General features: G+C 40.0%; 22 protein-coding genes. 11 read left to right on the top strand and 11 right to left on the bottom strand.

What is annotated here, in order from left to right:
• Positions 1-7: 7 nt before the first annotated feature.
• Positions 8-835, bottom strand: coding sequence for an SDR family NAD(P)-dependent oxidoreductase (locus tag F3J02_RS07755; RefSeq protein ID WP_159723867.1), 828 nt, complete (start codon positions 833-835; stop codon positions 8-10).
• A gap of 299 nt (positions 836-1,134) precedes the next feature.
• Here F3J02_RS07755 and F3J02_RS07750 point away from each other — a divergent pair, with 299 nt between their 5' ends.
• The 4 genes from F3J02_RS07750 to F3J02_RS07735 all read left to right on the top strand — a co-directional run bounded on the left by F3J02_RS07750 (position 1,135) and on the right by F3J02_RS07735 (position 4,718).
• Positions 1,135-1,812, top strand: coding sequence for a TetR/AcrR family transcriptional regulator (locus F3J02_RS07750; RefSeq protein WP_167248467.1), 678 nt, complete (start codon positions 1,135-1,137; stop codon positions 1,810-1,812).
• Between the two features lie 251 nt (positions 1,813-2,063).
• Positions 2,064-2,774, top strand: a complete 711-nt coding sequence (phoB, locus tag F3J02_RS07745) for a phosphate regulon transcriptional regulator PhoB (RefSeq protein ID WP_004803505.1) — start codon at positions 2,064-2,066, stop codon at positions 2,772-2,774.
• A gap of 9 nt (positions 2,775-2,783) precedes the next feature.
• Positions 2,784-4,142, top strand: coding sequence for a phosphate regulon sensor histidine kinase PhoR (gene phoR, locus F3J02_RS07740; RefSeq protein WP_167248466.1), 1,359 nt, complete (start codon positions 2,784-2,786; stop codon positions 4,140-4,142).
• Between the two features lie 108 nt (positions 4,143-4,250).
• Positions 4,251-4,718, top strand: a complete 468-nt coding sequence (locus tag F3J02_RS07735; RefSeq protein ID WP_167248465.1) for a DUF2147 domain-containing protein — start codon at positions 4,251-4,253, stop codon at positions 4,716-4,718.
• Between the two features lie 96 nt (positions 4,719-4,814).
• Here the strand turns inward: F3J02_RS07735 and F3J02_RS07730 are convergent, their stop codons facing one another.
• A complete protein-coding gene (locus F3J02_RS07730) occupies positions 4,815-5,267 on the bottom strand; it encodes a PACE efflux transporter (protein WP_167248464.1) in 453 nt (150 codons plus the stop codon).
• A gap of 94 nt (positions 5,268-5,361) precedes the next feature.
• Between F3J02_RS07730 and F3J02_RS07725 the strand changes: the two genes are divergently transcribed.
• Positions 5,362-6,255 (top strand): LysR family transcriptional regulator, encoded by an 894-nt coding sequence (locus F3J02_RS07725; protein WP_167248463.1) that lies wholly within the window; start codon positions 5,362-5,364, stop codon positions 6,253-6,255.
• A 263-nt stretch (positions 6,256-6,518) separates the two neighbouring features.
• Here F3J02_RS07725 and F3J02_RS18665 read toward each other — a convergent pair whose 3' ends face one another.
• Positions 6,519-6,644 carry a hypothetical protein gene (locus F3J02_RS18665; protein WP_266096165.1) on the bottom strand — a complete coding sequence of 42 codons (126 nt, stop codon included), beginning with the start codon at positions 6,642-6,644 and terminating at the stop codon, positions 6,519-6,521.
• A gap of 96 nt (positions 6,645-6,740) precedes the next feature.
• On the opposite strand from F3J02_RS18665, the gene F3J02_RS07720 reads away from it, so the two are divergent.
• The 3 genes from F3J02_RS07720 (at position 6,741) to F3J02_RS07710 (ending at position 9,889) form a co-directional block, all read left to right on the top strand.
• A complete protein-coding gene (locus F3J02_RS07720; protein WP_167248462.1) occupies positions 6,741-7,637 on the top strand; it encodes a LysR family transcriptional regulator in 897 nt (298 codons plus the stop codon).
• Positions 7,638-8,175: 538 nt separating this feature from the next.
• Complete coding sequence (locus tag F3J02_RS07715) at positions 8,176-9,171, top strand: GTPase family protein (protein ID WP_167248461.1); 996 nt, start codon at positions 8,176-8,178, stop codon at positions 9,169-9,171.
• A 7-nt stretch (positions 9,172-9,178) separates the two neighbouring features.
• Entirely contained in the window at positions 9,179-9,889 is a 711-nt protein-coding gene (locus F3J02_RS07710; RefSeq protein ID WP_167248460.1) for a GTPase family protein, read from the top strand.
• A gap of 86 nt (positions 9,890-9,975) precedes the next feature.
• On the opposite strand, the gene asd is transcribed toward F3J02_RS07710, so the two are convergent.
• Together asd and F3J02_RS07700 are read right to left on the bottom strand one after the other, a co-directional pair.
• A complete protein-coding gene (asd, locus tag F3J02_RS07705) occupies positions 9,976-10,827 on the bottom strand; it encodes an archaetidylserine decarboxylase (protein WP_167248459.1) in 852 nt (283 codons plus the stop codon).
• Positions 10,824-11,672: a sulfurtransferase gene (locus F3J02_RS07700; protein ID WP_167248458.1), complete on the bottom strand. Its 849-nt coding sequence runs from the start codon at positions 11,670-11,672 to the stop codon at positions 10,824-10,826. Before F3J02_RS07700 ends, asd begins: the two co-directional genes overlap by 4 nt.
• A gap of 151 nt (positions 11,673-11,823) precedes the next feature.
• Here F3J02_RS07700 and F3J02_RS07695 point away from each other — a divergent pair, with 151 nt between their 5' ends.
• Positions 11,824-11,985: a hypothetical protein gene (locus tag F3J02_RS07695; RefSeq protein WP_167248457.1), complete on the top strand. Its 162-nt coding sequence runs from the start codon at positions 11,824-11,826 to the stop codon at positions 11,983-11,985.
• A 61-nt stretch (positions 11,986-12,046) separates the two neighbouring features.
• On the opposite strand, the gene pncB is transcribed toward F3J02_RS07695, so the two are convergent.
• The 3 genes from pncB to F3J02_RS07680 all read right to left on the bottom strand — a co-directional run bounded on the left by pncB (position 12,047) and on the right by F3J02_RS07680 (position 15,547).
• Entirely contained in the window at positions 12,047-13,264 is a 1,218-nt protein-coding gene (pncB, locus tag F3J02_RS07690) for a nicotinate phosphoribosyltransferase (protein ID WP_167248456.1), read from the bottom strand.
• Positions 13,265-13,407: 143 nt separating this feature from the next.
• Entirely contained in the window at positions 13,408-13,893 is a 486-nt protein-coding gene (locus F3J02_RS07685; protein ID WP_167248455.1) for an ankyrin repeat domain-containing protein, read from the bottom strand.
• A 130-nt stretch (positions 13,894-14,023) separates the two neighbouring features.
• Positions 14,024-15,547, bottom strand: coding sequence for a catalase (locus tag F3J02_RS07680; protein WP_167248454.1), 1,524 nt, complete (start codon positions 15,545-15,547; stop codon positions 14,024-14,026).
• A gap of 195 nt (positions 15,548-15,742) precedes the next feature.
• On the opposite strand from F3J02_RS07680, the gene dtd reads away from it, so the two are divergent.
• Positions 15,743-16,183: a D-aminoacyl-tRNA deacylase gene (gene dtd, locus F3J02_RS07675; RefSeq protein ID WP_167248453.1), complete on the top strand. Its 441-nt coding sequence runs from the start codon at positions 15,743-15,745 to the stop codon at positions 16,181-16,183.
• A gap of 47 nt (positions 16,184-16,230) precedes the next feature.
• Here dtd and F3J02_RS07670 read toward each other — a convergent pair whose 3' ends face one another.
• The 3 genes from F3J02_RS07670 to serB all read right to left on the bottom strand — a co-directional run bounded on the left by F3J02_RS07670 (position 16,231) and on the right by serB (position 18,822).
• Positions 16,231-16,710, bottom strand: coding sequence for an SCP-2 sterol transfer family protein (locus tag F3J02_RS07670; RefSeq protein ID WP_167248452.1), 480 nt, complete (start codon positions 16,708-16,710; stop codon positions 16,231-16,233).
• 148 nt (positions 16,711-16,858) lie between these two features.
• Positions 16,859-17,194, bottom strand: a complete 336-nt coding sequence (gene aciT / locus F3J02_RS07665; RefSeq protein ID WP_167248451.1) for a ciprofloxacin tolerance protein AciT — start codon at positions 17,192-17,194, stop codon at positions 16,859-16,861.
• Positions 17,195-17,601: 407 nt separating this feature from the next.
• The gene (serB, locus tag F3J02_RS07660; protein WP_167248450.1) at positions 17,602-18,822 is read right to left on the bottom strand and encodes a phosphoserine phosphatase SerB; all 1,221 of its coding nucleotides are present in this window, start codon (positions 18,820-18,822) and stop codon (positions 17,602-17,604) included.
• Between the two features lie 61 nt (positions 18,823-18,883).
• Here serB and F3J02_RS07655 point away from each other — a divergent pair, with 61 nt between their 5' ends.
• Complete coding sequence (locus tag F3J02_RS07655) at positions 18,884-20,179, top strand: DUF4175 domain-containing protein (protein ID WP_167248449.1); 1,296 nt, start codon at positions 18,884-18,886, stop codon at positions 20,177-20,179.
• Positions 20,180-20,309: the final 130 nt, after the last annotated feature.

Here is a 20,309-nt window from a genome sequence, read left to right as displayed (position 1 = left end):
TGACGACTTACATCATCTTGGTTGCAAGCGCTGCAATACGTTGATAACCCGTCGGGAATAAACGTTGGAACGAATCCACAATACGCGCATCTGTACCAATCAATAAACGGCGTTTATCTTTTAATACTGCATTTAAAATCTGACGAGCTGCTTCTTCTGGTGGAGTACGTAGGAACTTGTCAAATTGCTTGATTGATTTGTTTGGGTCCATACCCAAGCTCTTCAAGCTGTCATTCATTTTTGCTGCTTTGGCGATATTGGTACGAATCCCGCCCGGATGTACGCAAAGTGAACTGACACCGCCCTTCTCAATATCCAATTCCTGACGTAATGATTCAGTGAAACCACGCACCGCAAATTTGGTTGCGTTATATGCCGATTGGGTTGGTTGCGAGGTTAAACCAAAAATACTGGAGATATTGATGATATGACCATCTTTGGTCTGTTTGATGAATGGCAGGAATTCTTTGGTGCCATAGACCACACCCCAGAAATTAATCCCAACGATCCATTCTAAATCTTCATAACTTGCGCCTTCCACGGTCGAGCCAAGTGCTACACCTGCGTTATTGAAGATCAAATTGACTGAGCCATGATCCTGTACAGTCTCTTGCGCCCACTGTTTCACCGCATCACGGTTTGAAACATCAAGTACTTTGGTGGTCACTGTTACAGGATACTGTTTCACCAATTCAACAGTTTGCGTCAGGCCTTTGTCATTGATATCACTCAATGACAAATGGCAACCTTGTTTCGCCAATAAAACTGCCAATTGTTGTCCAATCCCAGAACCTGCACCGGTGATCGCTGCGACTTTATTTTTAAAATTTTTCATTGCCTATCCTTTGTACTGCGAATGATACGCACATATTCGCTCAGACCATGTGCTGTTTAACCTGTAACCAATATAATTTTGACAATACGTGTTGTCAATATAGTACACTTAGCTTTAAGACAAATGGCAATAACCAACATCCTACATGTCATAATAGGCCTATTTACATTTCATGACTGATGATGTTTAAAAGAGACAAGGCATATTTTCAAAATTTGGTTATGCTAGTCAGCACAACATAGTTGAAATGCAAATATTAGACACACGATTTAAAGACTTTTTAGGGAACGGTTTTCTCAATGGCAACTCAAGATCAAGCGACAAGAAAGAAAAAAAATACAGAAGCGAAAGAACGACAATTTAAAGGTCTGTCTTTAACCGAGCGCAAAGAAGCACGTCGTGAAAAATTAATTGAAGCAGGTATTGCAACCTACGGCACACAAGGCTTTTTCTCGGTCACGGTCAAAGATGTCTGTAATGAAGCCAAGCTGACTGAACGCTATTTTTATGAATCTTTTAAGAAAAGCGAAGAACTGTTTCAAACCGTGTTCTTAAAAATGATTGAAAAAATGCAAACCTGTTTAACCCAAGCTGTTCTGATGGCTGCGCCAGAACCGAAGAATATGGTGAACGCGGGCCTCTCTGCATTACTGAATGCCATTAAAGATGATCCTCGTATGGCACGAATTATTTATATTGATGCAATGCTGGTTCAAGATCTACATAATCAAGCCACCATTCAAGAGACTTTGACCCAGTTCGATCGTATTATTCAAGGCTTTGTGATGATCACCATGCCAAATGCACCACAAAGTGCTGAAGAAGTTTCACTCATGGCAACGGGCTTAAATGGTTATGTCACCCATATTATTATTCGCTGGGTCTCAGAAGGCTTCAAACAACCGTTGGAAGATGTTCTGTCAGCCTGCTGTGCTGTCTTTTTGTCTTTTATCGAAACAACCTCGCAAAAAAATTAAAATCGTTTTACAGTTTTGTGACAAACAAAGCTGTTAAACTACACTTTAGTTAAGCAAATGAATTTATTTGCTTTATTGCTAAGCAAATTGTCACGAATCCGTCACCATGCTGCCCTACGATTGTCACAATTTATTGCTAAATTCGACTTTATTAATTCTTTTGCAATGATATTGTCATAATTAATCTTTGTAATAAGCCTGTCATAACAACAAAACGGTTAAACCGTTACAGATTTTAAGGGTATTGCGCTGTGAAAGATGACTATATTTTAATTGTCGATGATGAGCTACCGATCCGCGAAATGATCCATACCTCTTTAGATATGGCAGGCTTCCAATGTTTACAAGCAGAGGATGCCAAACAAGCGCATCAGATTATCGTTGATCAGCGTCCTGCGCTTATTTTGCTGGATTGGATGCTACCAGGTGGTGTAAGTGGCGTAGATTTATGCCGCCGCCTCAAACGTGATGAGAACTTGGCAGAGATTCCTGTGATCATGCTGACTGCACGTGGCGAAGAAGACCATAAGGTTCAAGGTCTGGATGCCGGTGCAGATGATTACATGACCAAGCCATTTTCAACCCGTGAACTGGTCTCTCGTATCAAAGCAGTGTTACGTCGTGCCAATGCATTGAGCGGTGAGAAAGTGATTGATGCCAATGGCTTATTACTTGATCCTGTCAGTCAGCGCGTGAGTTTTGGCAACAGTATTTTAGAGATGGGTCCAACCGAATATCGTTTATTGGCCTTCTTTATGACGCACCCAGAGCGTGCCTATACGCGTGCTCAACTCCTAGATCAAGTCTGGGGTGGTAATGTCTATATCGAAGACCGTACCATTGATGTGCATATTCGTCGTTTACGCAAAGTGTTAGAGCCTTTTGGTGTCGACCGTTTTGTCCAAACCGTTCGTGGCACAGGTTATCGCTTCTCGACACGAGCAGATTTAGCAGTAGGTTAAAAATCCTTTATGTATGAACCTTATCCCGTCCCTGAACTGGCACGTGAACACCAACGTTTTCGCTACAGCAGTTTATGGACCTTTGCAAAACAAGATTTAAGACTGTTACTTTTTTTCTTATTGATTGCGAGCTTAGTCGGATTTGGGGTTGGCTACTTCTGGAGCTGTATTTTTGTCGCCTTTGTGCTGTTTTTCATGCTACAGCTCCGCTCGCTTTATCTGGTCAATGAATGGATTTCCAATCGCCCTTATGACGTCCCTCCAAATCTGAACGGGATCTGGGGCGCATTACTGTTCAATGTCTATCGTGCGCAGCGTCAAGAACGTATTGTTCAAGCTGAAATGGTGGGTTTGATTGATCGTGCGCAATCTTCTTTGGTGGCATTGGCCGAAGCCGTGGTCTTAATTGATGATCAACATCAAATCGAATGGTGGAATCCTGCTGCTGAAAAACTGTTAGGGATTAGTCCCTTGGATCGTGGTCGCAATTTATTGTCCATTTTGCGTCAACCCAGTTTTATTGAATATTTTAACCACAGTGAGCAATCTCCTGATGGTATCCGTCTGCAAGCACAGATGGATGAAGAACGTTATGTACAAGTCAAACTGACCCGCTTCGGTGGCGAAAGCCGTCTATTGGTTGCTTATGACACCACGCGAGTACATAACCTTGAGCAAATGCGTAAAGACTTTGTCGATAATATTTCACATGAATTGCGTACACCGCTTACCGTACTCAGTGGTTATATCGAAACCTTTATCGATCAAGATGATATTACCCCGCGCTGGAAACGCGCTTTCACACAAATGCAGTCACAAACTAAGCGTATGAATGCTTTAGTTAATGATTTATTGCTGTTATCTAATTTAGAAAATAATAAAAAAGTCGCGAAAAATCAGATTATTGATATGGCAAATCTGATGAATCAAATCTTTGATGATGCTCGTGCCTACAATCTCGATTATGGGCATACCTTGAATCTGGATATTGATAGCCATTGCGACCTGATTGGTTCTGATATCGAAATTGCCAGTGCATTCAGCAATTTAATTACCAATGCGATTAAATACACTCCTGCAGGCGGCATCATCACCATTGGCTGGCATGAAGATGGTGATCATGCTTACTTTACGGTACAGGATAATGGGATCGGGATTAACCCAAAACATTTACCGCGTTTAACAGAACGTTTCTATCGTGTTGATAGCGCACGTAGCCGTCAAACAGGTGGAACAGGATTAGGACTCGCAATTGTGAAACACGTGCTAATGCAACACGGTGCGCATTTAGAAATTACATCCAAAGAAAATGAAGGCTCGACCTTTACCGCAGTGTTCCCGAAAGAACGCTTATACCGCATGATTTAGGCGTAAAGGGAACTGCCAAGTTCCCTTAAATATGCTGTGATCATTCCACTAAAATAATATAATAACCTTTTGTTTCATTTCATAATTTATATTTTTGATGCCATTATCATGCTAAATACTTCTTTTCTTCGCGCTTGTGTCCTATTGCTTGGACTCAGCACCCCTTGGGCGATTCAAGCTGCACCAACAGACCCTTTAATTGGCACTTGGAAAGTCGTGGATGAGCGTACGGGCTCTTACTTGTCTGATATTGTGATTCGCAGACATTCTGCGACCGAACAATACAGTGCGGTGATTGTCAAAATGTATCCTTCTGCCAAGGAATCGGCACCAACCTTATGTACAGCATGTTCTGGTGCTTCCAAAAACCAACAGATTATCGGTATGGAAGTGTTAACAGGTCTAAAGATGTTGAATCAAAATGAGGAATTTGGACAGGGTGTTTGGCTCAATCCCTATGATGGTCAAAAATATAACCTGAATGCTCGTTTAAGCAAAACTGGCAAAATGCTAAGTATTAATGCGAAAAATCCAAGCAATAACAGTTTCCGTAATATGACTTGGATTCGACTTTAATGATTTAAATTCAGTCGCAGAAATAATTTATCTTTCACATAAAAAAGAGTGCAATTTATGCGCTCTTTTTTATGAATTTAACGATAAAATGGTCAATTAAGAGCTGGTTTTGGCGCTCAACGCTGCTGGCTCAACCAAATGGCTGGGTAAACCAAAAATATGATCAAAAAAGTAATTATAAACAAAGGTATAACATGGAATTAGTACCATCAAACTAAAATCGAGTAAGAAAGCTTTAACTAGACTGATCTGCATCCACCATGCAATTAACGGAATCAAAATCATCACCAAGACAATTTGAAAGCCAATGGCATGTACAACACGTCTGAGCACTGTACGTTTTTTTGATGTCTGTTTCTTTTCCCATATCTCAAATACATAGTTATAAAAGAAATTGACCGTCACTGCGATCACAGCAATCAAGATCGACAAAGGTCCTGTATGGCTAATGGTCGTGCCTGAAAGCACCGCCAACACCATCGCACAGATAAAAAAGCTCAAAACTTCATAGAAAAATACGTAAGTGACTCTTCTCTTGGTTCCTTGCATGACCACACCTTAAAATCAATAATGAGTGGATTTTACGCCTTAAATTTGATAAAAAAAGTCAATCGTCATCAGATTTACTGACAAGAGAATGACTATGAAGCTCAGTCGTGAACAGCTTGAACTGATTCTTGAAATTATTGATCGAGGTAATTTTTCTGCGGCAGCGCGCGCCTTAAATCGGGTCCCTTCAGCAGTCAGCATGGCGATTGCCAATCTTGAAGCAGAGCTAAACTTAAAACTGTTTGAGCGTAGCAAAAATCATCTCGCCCCTACCGAAGTCGCCCTTTCAATTGAACCGCATGCCCGATTGATTGTGACCAAATTACGTCAACTCGACCTGCATCTAACCGAGCTTTCAACAGGATTGGAGACCAGCCTCTGCATTGGCATTGCCGCAGATGTGAATCAAAAATTTTTATTAGCAAGTATTGAGCAACTGATTCAACGTTTTCCATTGTTAAATATTGAAATAGTCAGCGCACCACAACAAGAGCTCAAAACACGGCTACACCAGAACGAGATCGATCTCTATATCGCCTATAGCTCATCACAACTCGATAATAATGAACGCTTTCGCTTGCTGGGCATGGAACAATTTGTTGCTGCCGTTTCACCTAAAGATGCGCAACAGCTCAAAGCGCATAATAAAAATGAACTCACTATGTTATCTGAACTCAGACAGATTATTGTTGCAAGCAAGCATTATCCATTACCTGATAGTCGGGTATTGGTCTCCGATTCATATTGGTACAGCGATAATTTATCCATGGCGATTGATATGGTGGAACAAGGACTCGGTTGGGGTAATTTCCCCCTTTCTGTAGTGCAAACACATTTTGCCAAACACAGTCTGGTGCGCTTAGCCTTTCTCGATACCACCAATGGATTAGATATGCCAATTCATGCGATTTGGCCAGCTTATAAACCACTGAGCAAATCCATGCAGCTCTTGATTGAGCTATGGGAAAAACAAATCAATATTAAATAAAAAAGCCCGACATCCAAGTCGGGCTTTTTCGTATTCCTTTCACTAGATACAACTCCTGTCATATCTCACGTCCTGATGCGCAAACTTATCATTCTTGTTTTATGTTCTGGAACTTCCTGTTCCTGATGAGTTCATATTAGGCAATTCAGCCTTGGCTGAAAATGGGATATTGCCGCTGATCGGTGTAAGAAAAAGCGTACATCGCTGAGCTTTCTCACCCTTAAAAAGTCAGTAATCGTATGAAACTGAGTAGGATGAATCTATCAATCTCCCAATAAATCAATAGTCTGCTCTATTGTCATCACCCCCATATAGTGATCGTAGCTTTGCGCCAGTAAACAAATCACGACAGCAGCAATCAAGGTCAAAATCTTATTTTTCATTGTCATGTTCAGCCACCTGAATCAAGGATCTATAAAAAAGGTATAAGATTTCTTTCATCTAATCTAATATAGAAAAAACAAGCACTGATCTAATTTTGAGATATGTGGACATTAAAACAATTTAATTATCTAATCACGATTGTTGAAACTGGGGGATTTATTGCCGCTTCGGAGAAGCTGTTTATTGCTCAATCCGCCCTAAGCAGACAAATTAAAAATTTAGAAGAAGAAATCGGTTTTGAAATTTTTGATCGATCTGAAAAGAAAATTAGACTCACACCTGCAGGTGAAGCACTGTATAAAAGTTTAAAAACCAATATCGATCATTTAAAAAGTTCCATTGTCAGTGCCCAAAGCATCAGCCGTGGTGAAGGTCGAATCATTAAAATTGCCCATTCCAGTAGTATTGTGTTGGATCAAAACAAGTTGGAAATCTTTGAGCAGCTCTGTGATACCCATAACATTGATATCGAAATGAATACCCTATCTTCTGAATTACAGCTCGAATATTTATTGAATGGGACAATTGATCTGGGTTTTATTCGCCCCCCGATTTATCACAATTTAAATGATGTCAATTCGATCAGTTTATACACTGCCCCTTTATATGTTGCCGCCCATATTGCAGACCCATTATTAAGTGAAAAAGAAAGTATATCGATCCGTGAATTGGAGCCATTAAATTTTGTTTCTGTACCGCATAAAGCCCGTGGTGGCTTAAGTTATTTGGCAGCCAATTTATGTTTGGTGAATGGTTTTAGTCCAAAAAGAACCAGAATCTACTCAAGGAAAAGGTCTCAATTGGAACTGGTCGCCAATGGTTTTGGCGTGTGTATTGTACCCGAAGAGTTTAAAGTGATTTTACCAAGTAATGTCAGGCTGATTCCGATTCAGGATGAGAACACCCTCAGTGAAGTGAAACTCATCTGGAAAAAGGATGAAGATCTAATCGTTGAACGTTGTGCAGCATCGATTCATGCCTATTACAGTGCCAAATAGATGAGCGAAACAACTGACTGAGTTTTAGCTCAAATGAAAAAAGCCCGACATCCTGTCGGGCTTTTTCGTATTCCTTTCACTAGATATAACTCCTGTCATATCTCACATCCTGATGCACAAACTTATCATTCTTGTTTTATGTTTTGGAACTTCCTGTTCCTGATGAGTTCATATTAGGCAATTCAGCCTTGACTGAAAATGGGACATTGCCCTGAATTGGTGTAAGCAAAAACGTACAGGTAAGGTTAGAGCTTGGCAAAACATATCAAAACTGCTCCAAAAAAAGCCGACTTGTGTCTAAGTCGACTTTTTGGTGTTTTTTCAGAATGTTAAAATAATTTAAGCAATTGATTTAAATTAAATTTTTAAATTTAGTTTCCCATAACGCCCATTATGTTAAATAGAATGGATTTTAGATAAATTTAATTTTTAGATTAAACGACATATTAAGACGTCATGATATTTATTTATTCTAAGCCTCAACGTAATATACAAACATTACTTTTTAAAATCAAAGATAAGCATAAGGGGAAATAGGATGAGTAGCTTAAACGTATTTGATGAGTTTATAAAAAAAATAAATTCTGATAGTTCTTTACGAGAACAAGACAAAGCAACGGTTCTAAGAAATTTATCAACGTTAAAAGATACTAAAGTTAATATTTTGATTACGGGAGCTACTGGTGCAGGTAAATCTTCAACAATCAATGCCTTATTTAATTTTGATAAAGCCAAAGTAGGAACAGGCGTTGATCCTGAGACTATGGATATTAAAAAATTTGAACTTGATAATATTATTCTATTTGATTCTCCAGGATTAGGAGATGGTAAAGAAGCTGATAGAAAACATGCTAAAAATATCATCAATAAATTAGTAGAAAGGGATAACAATGGTGATCTTCTAATCGATTTAGTTTTGGTTATTCTTGATGGTAGTAGCCGAGACTTAGGTACATCTTTCGAGCTAATTAATAATGTAATAATTCCTAATCTTGGAGATGATAAATCACGATTATTAATTGCTATTAATCAAGCAGATATGGCGATGAAAGGAAAGTATTGGAATTCAGAGGAAAATTTACCAGAACCCAAATTACAAGAGTTTTTAGATGAAAAAGTTATATCAACACAGAGAAGAATTAAAGAAGCCACAGGTATTGATGTAGAACCAATTTATTACTCAGCAGGTTACAAGGACGGTGACGATGAACAACAACCTTATAATTTATCAAAACTTTTAACTTTTATCCTAAGACATACTAAAAAAGAAAAAAGAGCTGTCTTTATGCAAGACATCAATAAAAAAGATGAAATGTGGGAAAAGGACGATAAATTAGAAGATTATCAAAAAGAAATTAAAAAAAGCTTTATGGAGTCTTTAGTCGAATCTGCATCTAAAGGGGCAACGCAAGGAGCGAACATTGGTGGAGCAATAGGATCATTATTCGGGAAAGCTGGTGAAGCTGTAGGACGTACTGTTGGCGGTGTCGTAGGTGGCATTGTTGGTGGTATTTCCTCATTCTTCGGTTGGTAGTCTGTATATGCAAAATTATCGAATTAATGATATTAGAAATACTTTAAGAGAACGATCCTTACTATATCCTTTGGATGTTGCACTAATTGGGGCTACAGGAGTAGGAAAAAGTTCAACAATTAATGGATTATTTGGGTCTGAAGTCGCAAAAGTTGGATTAGGTGTCGATCCTGAAACTATGCACATAACACAATATGCTGTGAATGATGTTTTTAGACTACATGATACAGCTGGGCTAGGTGATGGTTTAGCTGCTGATAAAATACATGCTAAAAATTTAACTCAACTGTTATTAAAAACATGTAAGTCAGAAGATATTCATCAAAAAGAGTATGGATTTATTGATTTAGCATTAGTTATTTTAGATGGGTCACATCGTGATTTAGGCACAACTTATAAAATTTTAGAGCAAGTGGTTTTAGAGTGTATTGAGCCAGATAGAGTCATAATCGCTATTAACCAAGCAGATATGGCGATGAAAAGACGAGGATGGAATTCTTATATTAAGCAACCAGAAGCCGAACTTTTGCAGTTTTTAGAAGAAAAAAGTGTATCTGTTCAGCAGCGGATTAAAGAGGCTACAGGAATCTCTGTAAAAAAACCAACATATTATAGTGCTTACTATGGTTATAACTTGGATCAGATGCTAGATCATATAATCTCAAGTATTCCAAAAGAAAGGAGAATTATGGATAGCTCAAGAAGCTATAGCTTTTAAAGATTTCCTAAAATTAACATAATACGCCGTATGTGAAATACGTAAAAAAGCCCTTTAAAATTTAAAGGGCTTTTATGATCTCCAAATTAAATTAAATGACCTAAACGCTCACCCATCACCACCGTCGAATTGGCTTTAAACTGTTCTTCCCAGACCATTTTATCTTTTTCAAATAAAACCACAGCAGTTGAGCCTAGGTAGAAACGACCTAACTCTGCACCTTTATCCAATTTCATTTGATGATGCTGTAATTCAACTTTGCCAGATGGTTTTACTTTACCCGTTGCAACCGTTTCAATCCCAGCGACAATCATTGCACCAACTAGAACGACCGCCATACGACCCAGCTCGGTATCAAATAAGCACACCATACGCTCATTACGTGCAAACAAGCCTGGTACGTTTTCAGCCGTGGTTTGATTGACTGAGAACAACTCACCCGGAATATATAAGGTTTCGGTTAATGTGCCAGCCAATGGCATATGGACACGATGATAATCTTTCGGTGATAAATAAACGGTCGCAAATTGACCATCAATAAATGGCTTCGCCAACTGCGGATCACCAATCAATTTTTCGGCAGAAAAGCTTTGACCTTTGGCTTGGAAAATATCACCCGCTTCGATTTTACCAAGCTGTGAAATCGCACCATCCGCAGGACAAACAATACTATCCGCTTGCTCATCAATACCACGGACACCATCCTTCAATGCACGGGTAAAAAACTCGTTGAAAGATTTATAGTGTTGCGCATTGCTTTGTTCAGCAATGCTCATGTCAATTCCATATTTTGCTTTGAACGCTTGAATAACAGCAGTTTTTACCAAAAGATTTTCACTTGCGGCAACCTTACCGACAACACGGCTAAGCTGATGTTGCGGCACAAGATTCTGTGCTTTGATAAATAATTGTTTTTTTAAATCTGCTGCAAAACTCAAGACGGTGACTCCCCTGAAATAATAGGACTATCGAGGCGATTGCCCCATTCACTCCACGCACCGTCATAGGCTCTAACTTGCCAGTTGAGCAATCTTGCCAAAATATACGCCAAGCCAGAACGGTGATGAGACTGACAGTACACCACCACAGGTTGTTGTAAATTAAAGCCTAATTGTTCTAAACGTTGTTGTGTGCGTTCAAGCGGGTGTAATTTTAGATGATTTTCACGGTTTAGGGCAGTACTCCATTCAAAATGCAATGCATTTGGGATGTGACCGCCGCGTCGCGCAGCAAGGCGTAAGCCTGTATATTCCTCGTTGGTACGGCAATCCCAGAGCTGAATATTGTCTTGTTCGACCTGTTGTAACAATTCGTGATATTCAATTCGATGCTGTTGTACCGTGTCTAAATCAATCTGGAACAGATCCGCAACAGGCTTTACAGGATCAACTTCAGCTGTGGTCGGCAAACCTGCCCCCAACCAGCCATGAATACCACCATTAATCAAACTGGTGCGGTTAAAACCAAGGCAATGTAAATTCCAGATTAAACGCCCTGCCCAAGCTCCACCTTCATCGTCATAGACTACGACATGATGCTGAGGTGAAATATTTAATTTTTCGATTAAGGCTTGCAAGCCTTCTAAATCTGGCAACACCCCATTGGCCTGTTCTTGTTGTGCAACCAAGTATTTAGGTTGTAAATGTATCGCATGAGGAATATGCAGTTGCTCATACACCGAAGCTCGGCTTAAATCGACAATACGAATCAACTCGCTACCTAAATACGGCACTAGTCGTTCAGGCTCAATCAGTAAACCCAGTTTAAAATCTACGTCAGTCATGGTTATGCTGTTTTATCATCCGCATTAGGGATGATATTAACATAGCCGACTTTTTATCTTTGTCTGATTTTTTGCATTGATTTAGCAGAAAAGTAGATATACCGTCTGACGAATATCCATAATGCTTTTGAGATTTAATATAAGCTATCACATGAAATTAGATACTCGAAAACGTCATCCACAACCTGCGAAATATCTACAAGGTATTGTTTCTGCGAAATATAAAATAGAAGAAGGAAATGAACAGGTTTTGTGGATGACAATGGTTTTGCCTACTTTTCCCGAAAGAAAAGTAGGTCGAACCGAAGGTTGAACTTAATATTTAAAAAATGCCCAGTAAGATACCGCCATCACCATCCTCTAAACTTGTTTGCTTAAACGCTAAATTCGTTCTCTTCAATCTCAAACACCTGACGTAAATACGCCAAGAACGTATCATTATCCGTCATGGTCTTACCTGGGCTATCCGAAATCTTCGCCACCGACTGACGATTACACTCCACCAATTTCAACACAATATTCAATGGTTTCTGCCCCATATCATTGGTCAAATTGGTGCCAATCCCAAAACTTACTTGGAAACGGTCTTTAAAATACTGATGCAATAACCATGCTTTCTCTAAATTCAGGCCATCGCTAAAGGTTAACATCTTGGTTTTGGTATCAATCTTGAGTTTCCGATAATGCGCAAAAGCCTTATCACCCCACTCATACGGATCACCACTGTCGTGACGTAAACCATCAAACAACTTGGCAAAATACAAATCAAAGTCGCGCAGGAAAGCATCCATTCCTACCACATCAGTCAAGGCAATACCTAAATCACCACGATACTCTTGTACCCATGCCTCAAGTGCTGCTTTTTGAAAATTACGTAACCGCACATCAAGTGCCTGAAAAGCCTGTAAAAATTCATGCGCCATGGTACCAATCGGGCTAATCCCCAATTGCTTTGCCAACAGTACATTGCTGGTGCCTCGGAATACTTTGGGTGCTGCGGTCTGAAAAGCTTGCACCACATGTTTTTGCCATTCAAAACTATAACGACGACGCGTACCAAAATCAGACACTAAAAATGGTGGTTCTTTATCTTGTTGTTCTTGGGCATAGTGCTGTAATTGCAGCAATTTCTGTTGTAAGCGTCGTTCACCTTCCGCCAGCACTTCATCACTCCGAATACGTCGGAAATACAGTTCATTTACGATGGCCAAGACAAAAATCTCAAACATCATCGCCTGAACCATAGGGCCTTCAATACGAATATCTAAACGCCCCGTATCATCAATACTGGCTTGAATAAAGCGACGTTTCAGTTGGAATAATTCGAGATAATCAACAAAATCACTTTTAATAAAACGCAATGAACGCAGATATTGCAATTCATCTTCTGCAAAACGCAGTTCACAGAGTAGATCTAGCTGCTGATTCAAATCATCCAAAATATCAACTAGGGGATAAACCGTATCTTCTAAATTGCGGCAACGAAATAAATAAACACTATGTGTTTGCGGAAACTGATGTAACACCACCTGTAACATGGTGAATTTATATAAGTCGGTATCCAGTAAAGATTGAATAATTGGTGTAGACATGACTGACTTAGGATCTATTCTATTTCAAGCATTAAAGCATACTTTTACGCAGAAATGAGTCTGTCTACGACGATGGATATTTTTTCAAAAACCATACCCATCAAAGTATTTTTAAATTCAAATATTTAAAGCGAAAAGCAAACTTAGTTCGATACTGAAGGTTGAATCTGCTTTAAACGTTGCTGTTGTCCAAATTGAATCGCGAATTGTTCAGCAGTGAGCTGTCCTGTTTTCTCTGCATTCGCATCACAATCGACCTGACGCAATTGTTTGGCAATGCTCCATTCAGCTTTGACAATCGCCCCCATTAAAGCCGTATGTCCACGTTTGTCTCGTAGGCAACGATTAGCATTGTATTGCAACAATGTTTTTACTGCATCTTTCTGTCCATAATAACTCGCCATCATCAATGCGCTATAACCAGAATGATCTTGAATATCAACTGGGAAACCATGCTTTAAAAACTCTTGTAAAACCTCGACATTGCCAATTTTCGCCGCAGAGAAAAATAGCTCAACCACCTCCTCTGATCCTTTGACTGTGACAGATGGCGTGCCTGCATAGCCAGAAATCGAGAAACTGCCACAAACTAAGCTGATCGCAAATAATAAAGACCGAAAATGAACCATTATTCACACCCAATTAATAGTCTAAAAAGGAATGCCTGTAACACTCGCCCTAGGTGCAGGAAAGGCTATTGAGGTTACAGGACTTTTTGGGGGTAACATTCAGGCACCTGTTACCACATCTTGAAAACGTTTATTCGTCTTTTAGTTGCGACGCTTTGGTCTGTACATTTTTTAGATTCACATTTAGCGCTTTGGCAAGACGCGCTCCATAATCGGCATCGGCCTTGTAGAAGTAAGACAGCATAATGGTCTTGGTTTCGATATCTTTTACTGCACCTAAATCCGCAGCAAGGTTACGAATCAAGTCATTCTTTTCAACGACTGAATAACTACGGTATAACTCTCCCGCTTGTTTAAAGGGCTGCTGTTTCTGAATTGCCTGTTGTAAAACCGTTCCTTGCAACGGTGTTTGTACAGCTCTGGCAATCTCAGTAGATGGTTTAGGCTCAATCGTACTTGGCTCATAATTAACCTGAGACTCGGTTTGCCCCATGTTCATAAAGCCTTCTTGGTTATTGTTATTCACCGTAACCCGAGGACGATTCACTGGAATCTGCTGATGGTTCGCACCTAAACGGTATAACTGTGTATCCGAATAAGAGAAGATACGTCCTTGCAGTAAACGGTCTTCCGATGGCTCAATCCCAGGAATTAAGTTACCTGGAGCAAATGCCGATTGTTCTGTCTCCTGGAAGAAGTTTTTCGGCATACGATTCAACGTCAACGTCCCTACTTTCACTTCAGGTACCAGATCATTTGGCCAGATTTTGGTTGCATCTAATGGATTGAAATCAAATTTGCCCAAATCTTTTGGATCAAGCACCTGAATATACAAATCCCATTTTGGATAGTTTCCAGCATAGACATTTTTGTACATATCATTGGTCAAATGATTCCAGTCACGACCTTGAACTTCACGCACCTGATCCAGATTCAGCCCTTTCACACCTTGTTGAGAACGCCAGTTGAACTTAACGTACTTATATTCGCCTTTGTCGTTATAGAGTTTAAAGGCATGCACGCCAAAACCATCTAGCGTACGGTAGCTTTCTGGTGTGCCTAAATTGGAATAGACATAGGTCAACATATTGATTGACCAAGGCTGGCTTTTTAAGAAATCAAAAATACGGTTCGGATCTTGGACATTAGTCACTGGATCAGGCTTCATGGCATGAACAAAATCTGGAAACTTGATTGCATCACGAATAAAGAACACAGGTAGGTTATTGCCGACCAAATCCCAGTTACCTTGTTGGGTATAGAATTTCACTGCGAAACCATGTGGATCACGTGCGGTTTCTGGAGAACCTTTAGGATGAATCACCGTTGAAAAGCGGACAAAAACAGGAGTGGTAGTACCTGCTTTAAACATGGACGCGACGGTTAAATCAGACAAATCTTTTGTTGCGACGAAATCACCGTATACACCTGTACCACGTGCATGTACTACACGCTCGGGAATACGTTCACGGCCAAAACGTTGTAATTTTTGAATCAGCTGTACATCTTGGAGTAGCGTTGCGCCATTCGCGCCTGCTGTCATAGAATTTTGATTGTCACCTACAGGTGCACCGTTGTCTTTTGTTAAAGGTGCTGCATACGCGGTGCCGAGCGTTGCTGCGATAATTGTAAATAAAAAAGTTCGCTTAAACATGCTATTAAATCCAAAATCAAAATACCTTTCCTGCACTGGGACTATACAAAGATTTCAACAATAGATAAAAAAGATAATTTTAATAAAATAGATCGAAAAATAAGATGGAGACCAGCCAAGCATCTTGCTGGGGTCGGTGTAGAACAACCAAATCTGTTAGACTGTTGCGCTGATTCAATACCGATCTTCATTTTTATGCGCGCATTAATTCAACGTGTCCTCGAAGCCAAAGTTGTGGTTGAAGGGCAAACCACTGGCGAAATTCAACACGGCTTATTGGTATTTTTAGGTCTAGGCAAAGCAGACACTTTAGAAAAAGGCAAAAACCTGATTGATAAGATTTTGAAGTATCGTATTTTTGATGATGAGCAAGGCAAAATGGGCTGGAATGTCAGCCAAGCTAATGGTGGAATTCTATTGGTTTCACAATTTACCTTGATGGCACAAACCCAAAAAGGCTTACGTCCTGACTTTGGACCAGCCATGCCGCCTGCAGAAGCTAAAGCCCTGTATGAGCAATTGGTTGAATATGCACAACAACAATTCAAGCATGTGCAAACAGGTATTTTTGCAGCAGATATGAAAGTTCATTTAATCAATGATGGGCCCGTCACCTTCAATTTAGAAATTGAATAATGCTAGGCAATAAAAAACTCCCCAATTGGGGAGTTTTTTATATCAGCTTATTTGCCAGTTTTTTCTTTAATAAAGGCACGTGCTTGACGGATTTTTTCTTTTACAGGTTTTGGTACTTTTGGTGGAATCAATTTAGCTGCTTGGTTAAACCAAACCAATAGACTGAAGTCACCTTCCATTTTGATGCTGCCATCTTGCATACCTGTCATGAATGCTGTTGGGTCGCCTTTTAGCAACGTTTTTACACCTTGCTCACTCGATGCAAATTGTAAAATAAAATCTGCTTTTTCTGGGCTACCTGCAACCGTATCAATCTTGCCATGATTCACAAGAATCTGACGCGCCAAACCTAAATCTGTACCAATCTGAATACGAAATTCACGGTCATGTACCAATTCAATAAACTTTGGGCTCGTACGTGCCAATTGCTTCATACGTAACGCCAAACCTGCCACTAATAAATCCAGTGGATCAGTGCTTACATCAACGATAGGTAACTTAACCACAGGTAAAGAAGAAAGCTTCATGACAATTATGCCTACAGTATTATGATGAAAATTAAGACAACCGTATCCTAGCACAGTTGTAGAGCTGTCTGTAAAAGCTTTGTTGCAAAAAATTAGTGCAAAAAAGGCATGCTGAGCATGCCTTTGATGTTGTTAAAATTATTATCATTTATCTGCTAGAACATTGCTGCTGGTCGTCCTTATACACAGGGGTATGTTCAATATACTGACGATTAGCCAACTGTTTTTGTGCTTGTTTGTCTTCACGTAAAAGAATAAATGTAACCGTTATCATCGCAAGGCTCAACGCGGTCAAATAACTATAGGCGACGGACATCTCGAATATGGTTTGCGCACCAAAGCGTACCACTTCTAACAGTCCCCAGCACAGCATACCCGCCAACATAAAACCTAACCAACGACGATAAGGAGAAAAGAAAACAGCAATAACTGCGACAGCGATTAAGCCAAATCCAACCAACATGGTGAAATTCGCTGCTTCCATAGAAACCTCCGTCTTTAAAAGGGTGGTCTGTAGTGTGTTCAGACCTCTATATTGTTCTGTAATCTCTAACAGTACTTCGTGTTGCATTAACGTCTTTATGCATTATGGAGCGTTTTTTTTAGAAAAAAAGAGCCTGAAATTAACCTTACGACACAAGCTGTCGCAATATGCTTTTGTCATTACATTTTTAAAACAGAGAAAAGTCCTGAATCTCCATATAGCATCAATTGCCGCGTGTCATTACAAAAAACTATGTGTGTTTTTGGCTGCAAAAAAACTTTTTTCGGAATTTTTTTATCGTTGTTTTTCTATACATTTAGACATAATTATGACGAATAAGTGACGCACTAAAAATGCATAAGGCCGCTGAGATAGCGGCCTTATTTTGAAGCATATTATTGGGGAGGTTAAGCTCGATTTAAATCTTTATCATGCATACCCAACAAGTACAATACACCATCCAAACCAACACTCGATATGGCCTGATTGGCATTTTGACGAACTAAAGGTTTTGCACGGAATGCAACACCTAAACCAGCGATTGAAAGCATCGGCAAATCATTGGCACCATCCCCCACTGCCATTGCTTGCTCTAGCGAAATTCCCATTTTGTCCGCCAATTGACGTAACAGTTCAGCTTTACGGGCACCATCCACAATTGCGCCTTTGACTTCGCCTGTCACAAAACCATCTTCTACATCAAGAATATTGGCATGTACTTCATCAATCCCAAGTTTTGCTTGTAAGTACTCAGCAAAGTACTGGAAACCACCTGATAAAATTGCCGTCTTATAACCTAAGGCTTTCAAGGTAGAGATCAAACGCTCTGCCCCTTCGGTCACAGTCAAACGTTCCGCAATTTTCGGTAATACTGAAGCATCCAAACCTTTTAATAAAGCAACTCGGGCACGAAAACTTTGTTGAAAATCAAGTTCACCCAACATGGCACGCTCAGTAATTTCAGCAACTTGAGCGCCAACGCCTGCTTCTAATGCCAGTTCATCAATGACTTCTTGTTCAATCAGGGTAGAGTCCATATCAAAGCAAACTAAACGACGATTACGGCGATAAGCATTATCTTCTTGTACCGCAACATCAATATTTAACTCACCAGATAAACTTAAACATGCAGCACGCATGGCCTGTGCATCCAACATCTGCCCACTGAGACCAAACTGGACACAAGCACGACGTGGAAAATGACTTTCTGTCCCAAGTTCTAAACGGCCAGATAAACGGGTGATCGTTTCAATGTTAAAGCCCTGACTTGACACAATTTTTGTGACCGCTTGCAAATGGGCAGCGGTGAGTTCAGGTGCAAGCGCAGTGACGATATAACGTGTTCGGCCACCTTCACTCACCCATTGATCATATTCTGCGTTGGAGATTGGTTTAAATCGCACAGTTAAGCCAATATCATGTGCTAAAATCAGAATCTCTTTCATTGCTAATGCCGTTGCAGTCTCATTATCCGATGCAACAACGATCCCAAGGGTCAGTTGATTATGGATAACTGCCTGACCGACATCGAGTATTTGCAAAGAATGTACGGATAGTACCTGCATTAATCGAGTAAACTGATTCGGTTGATCTGGTCCTAGAAAGGATATAAGAATGATTTCTCGCATGAATTGACTCGTGGTTGAGCGACAACTATTGTAAGAATCATAACATAACCCATGAATCTATTTGCCTTGGAAGTTTAACTTGAATGCGCCTCGCCAAGGGCTATTTGCTAGCCTACTGATCGTAAGTTTTGCATTGCATACCTTTTTATTGGTGATTGCAACGACACATCAACTCAATGAAAATCGCGCCAGCCAAGGACAGCTGATGACCAGTCAGTTAGTGGCAGATAGTCTTTCAGAGTTAGAACCTGCTAATACAGTTTCACTGGCATTGGTTGCGAATCGTTATGCAACCAATCCAAGTGTTGCATCCATTCGAATTTTAGATGCCAATAAACAAGTGCTTGCAACCAGTGGTATGGCTAAAACCCGCCAAGGTGAAGTATTTGTTCGTGATGCATTACAAAATGAAAAGAAAGTCGGTACCGTTGAAATTACCTTAATCCAACCGAGTATCGGTGAGATTTTGCGAACTCAATGGTTGGCTATTTTAGTTTCTTTATTTATTCATGGGTTAATTTGGTTGGCTTATCGTGCTATTGCGCGTCCAACCCGTAGCGAATACTTGGCACGCATCAATCAAGAAAATCATCTCAAGCATGAGATTCAGCGTTTAACCCAAGCATTGGCTTTGGAAAAACAAAATACCGTGACTTTGGTTGCTCAAGCACAGCAACAAGCAAAAACACAAGCTAAGCCACGTGTTGAAAAGAACCTAGTTGAATCATCCCAAATCAATGATCAAGCTTTAGCTCTGAACATCCAATTTTATGATCCGAAACAATTACTGAGCAGTGTCAATCAGTCTGTTTCCGTTCCGTATTTCAAACTATGCCAATTATTTTTGGATAAAAGTATTGATCTCTGTGCTAAACATTATCAAATCGATGCTTCACAGATTCGCGTCGCGCAAGAATTTAATGCCGATGGTGCAACTTTAGCAACCAGCTCAGAACAATCCCATGCACTTGAATGTTTGATGATGGTTGGGGCTGTTTTCCAATTATTGGCAGACGTGCTTTACAAGCGTTACCGTGAAGATAAACGTTTTGCACTACAAACACGCGGTGCGGTTGCAAGTGCTGTTGATGCCATGCAGTTAGATGCGCTTGAAGCTGCGAAACGTTTGGCACAACATTTACACGCTAAAGAAGCGGCTTTGCATTTAAATCACGAACAGCTCAAAACGATTCAAAACAACTATGAATTGGTGGCAATGCCAAATCCAAGCAATATCATGACACGCCATGCCTTTATGATTAATGGTATGAATGAAGAGTGTGCAACACTTGCTCAAACGCTGCGTACCGAAATTTTAATGGGTAAAAAAGTCAAGACCTCGACAGAGCTTGAATAAGTTACCCTCCACTTACGGTAAATAAGTCATCGCAAACACAAGGCTTTGTCTCATACAAAGCCTTGTGTTTTTTTGTTTAGCCCATACATATAAACCTTACAATCGCATCACACCGTCTTGTAAAGTGGCA

The sequence above is a fragment of the Acinetobacter sp. Tr-809 genome (assembly GCF_011753255.1).
Classification (GTDB): domain Bacteria; phylum Pseudomonadota; class Gammaproteobacteria; order Pseudomonadales; family Moraxellaceae; genus Acinetobacter.
The sequence above is the reverse complement of the archived record's forward strand: the minus strand, read 5'-3'. Positions and strand labels throughout refer to the sequence as shown.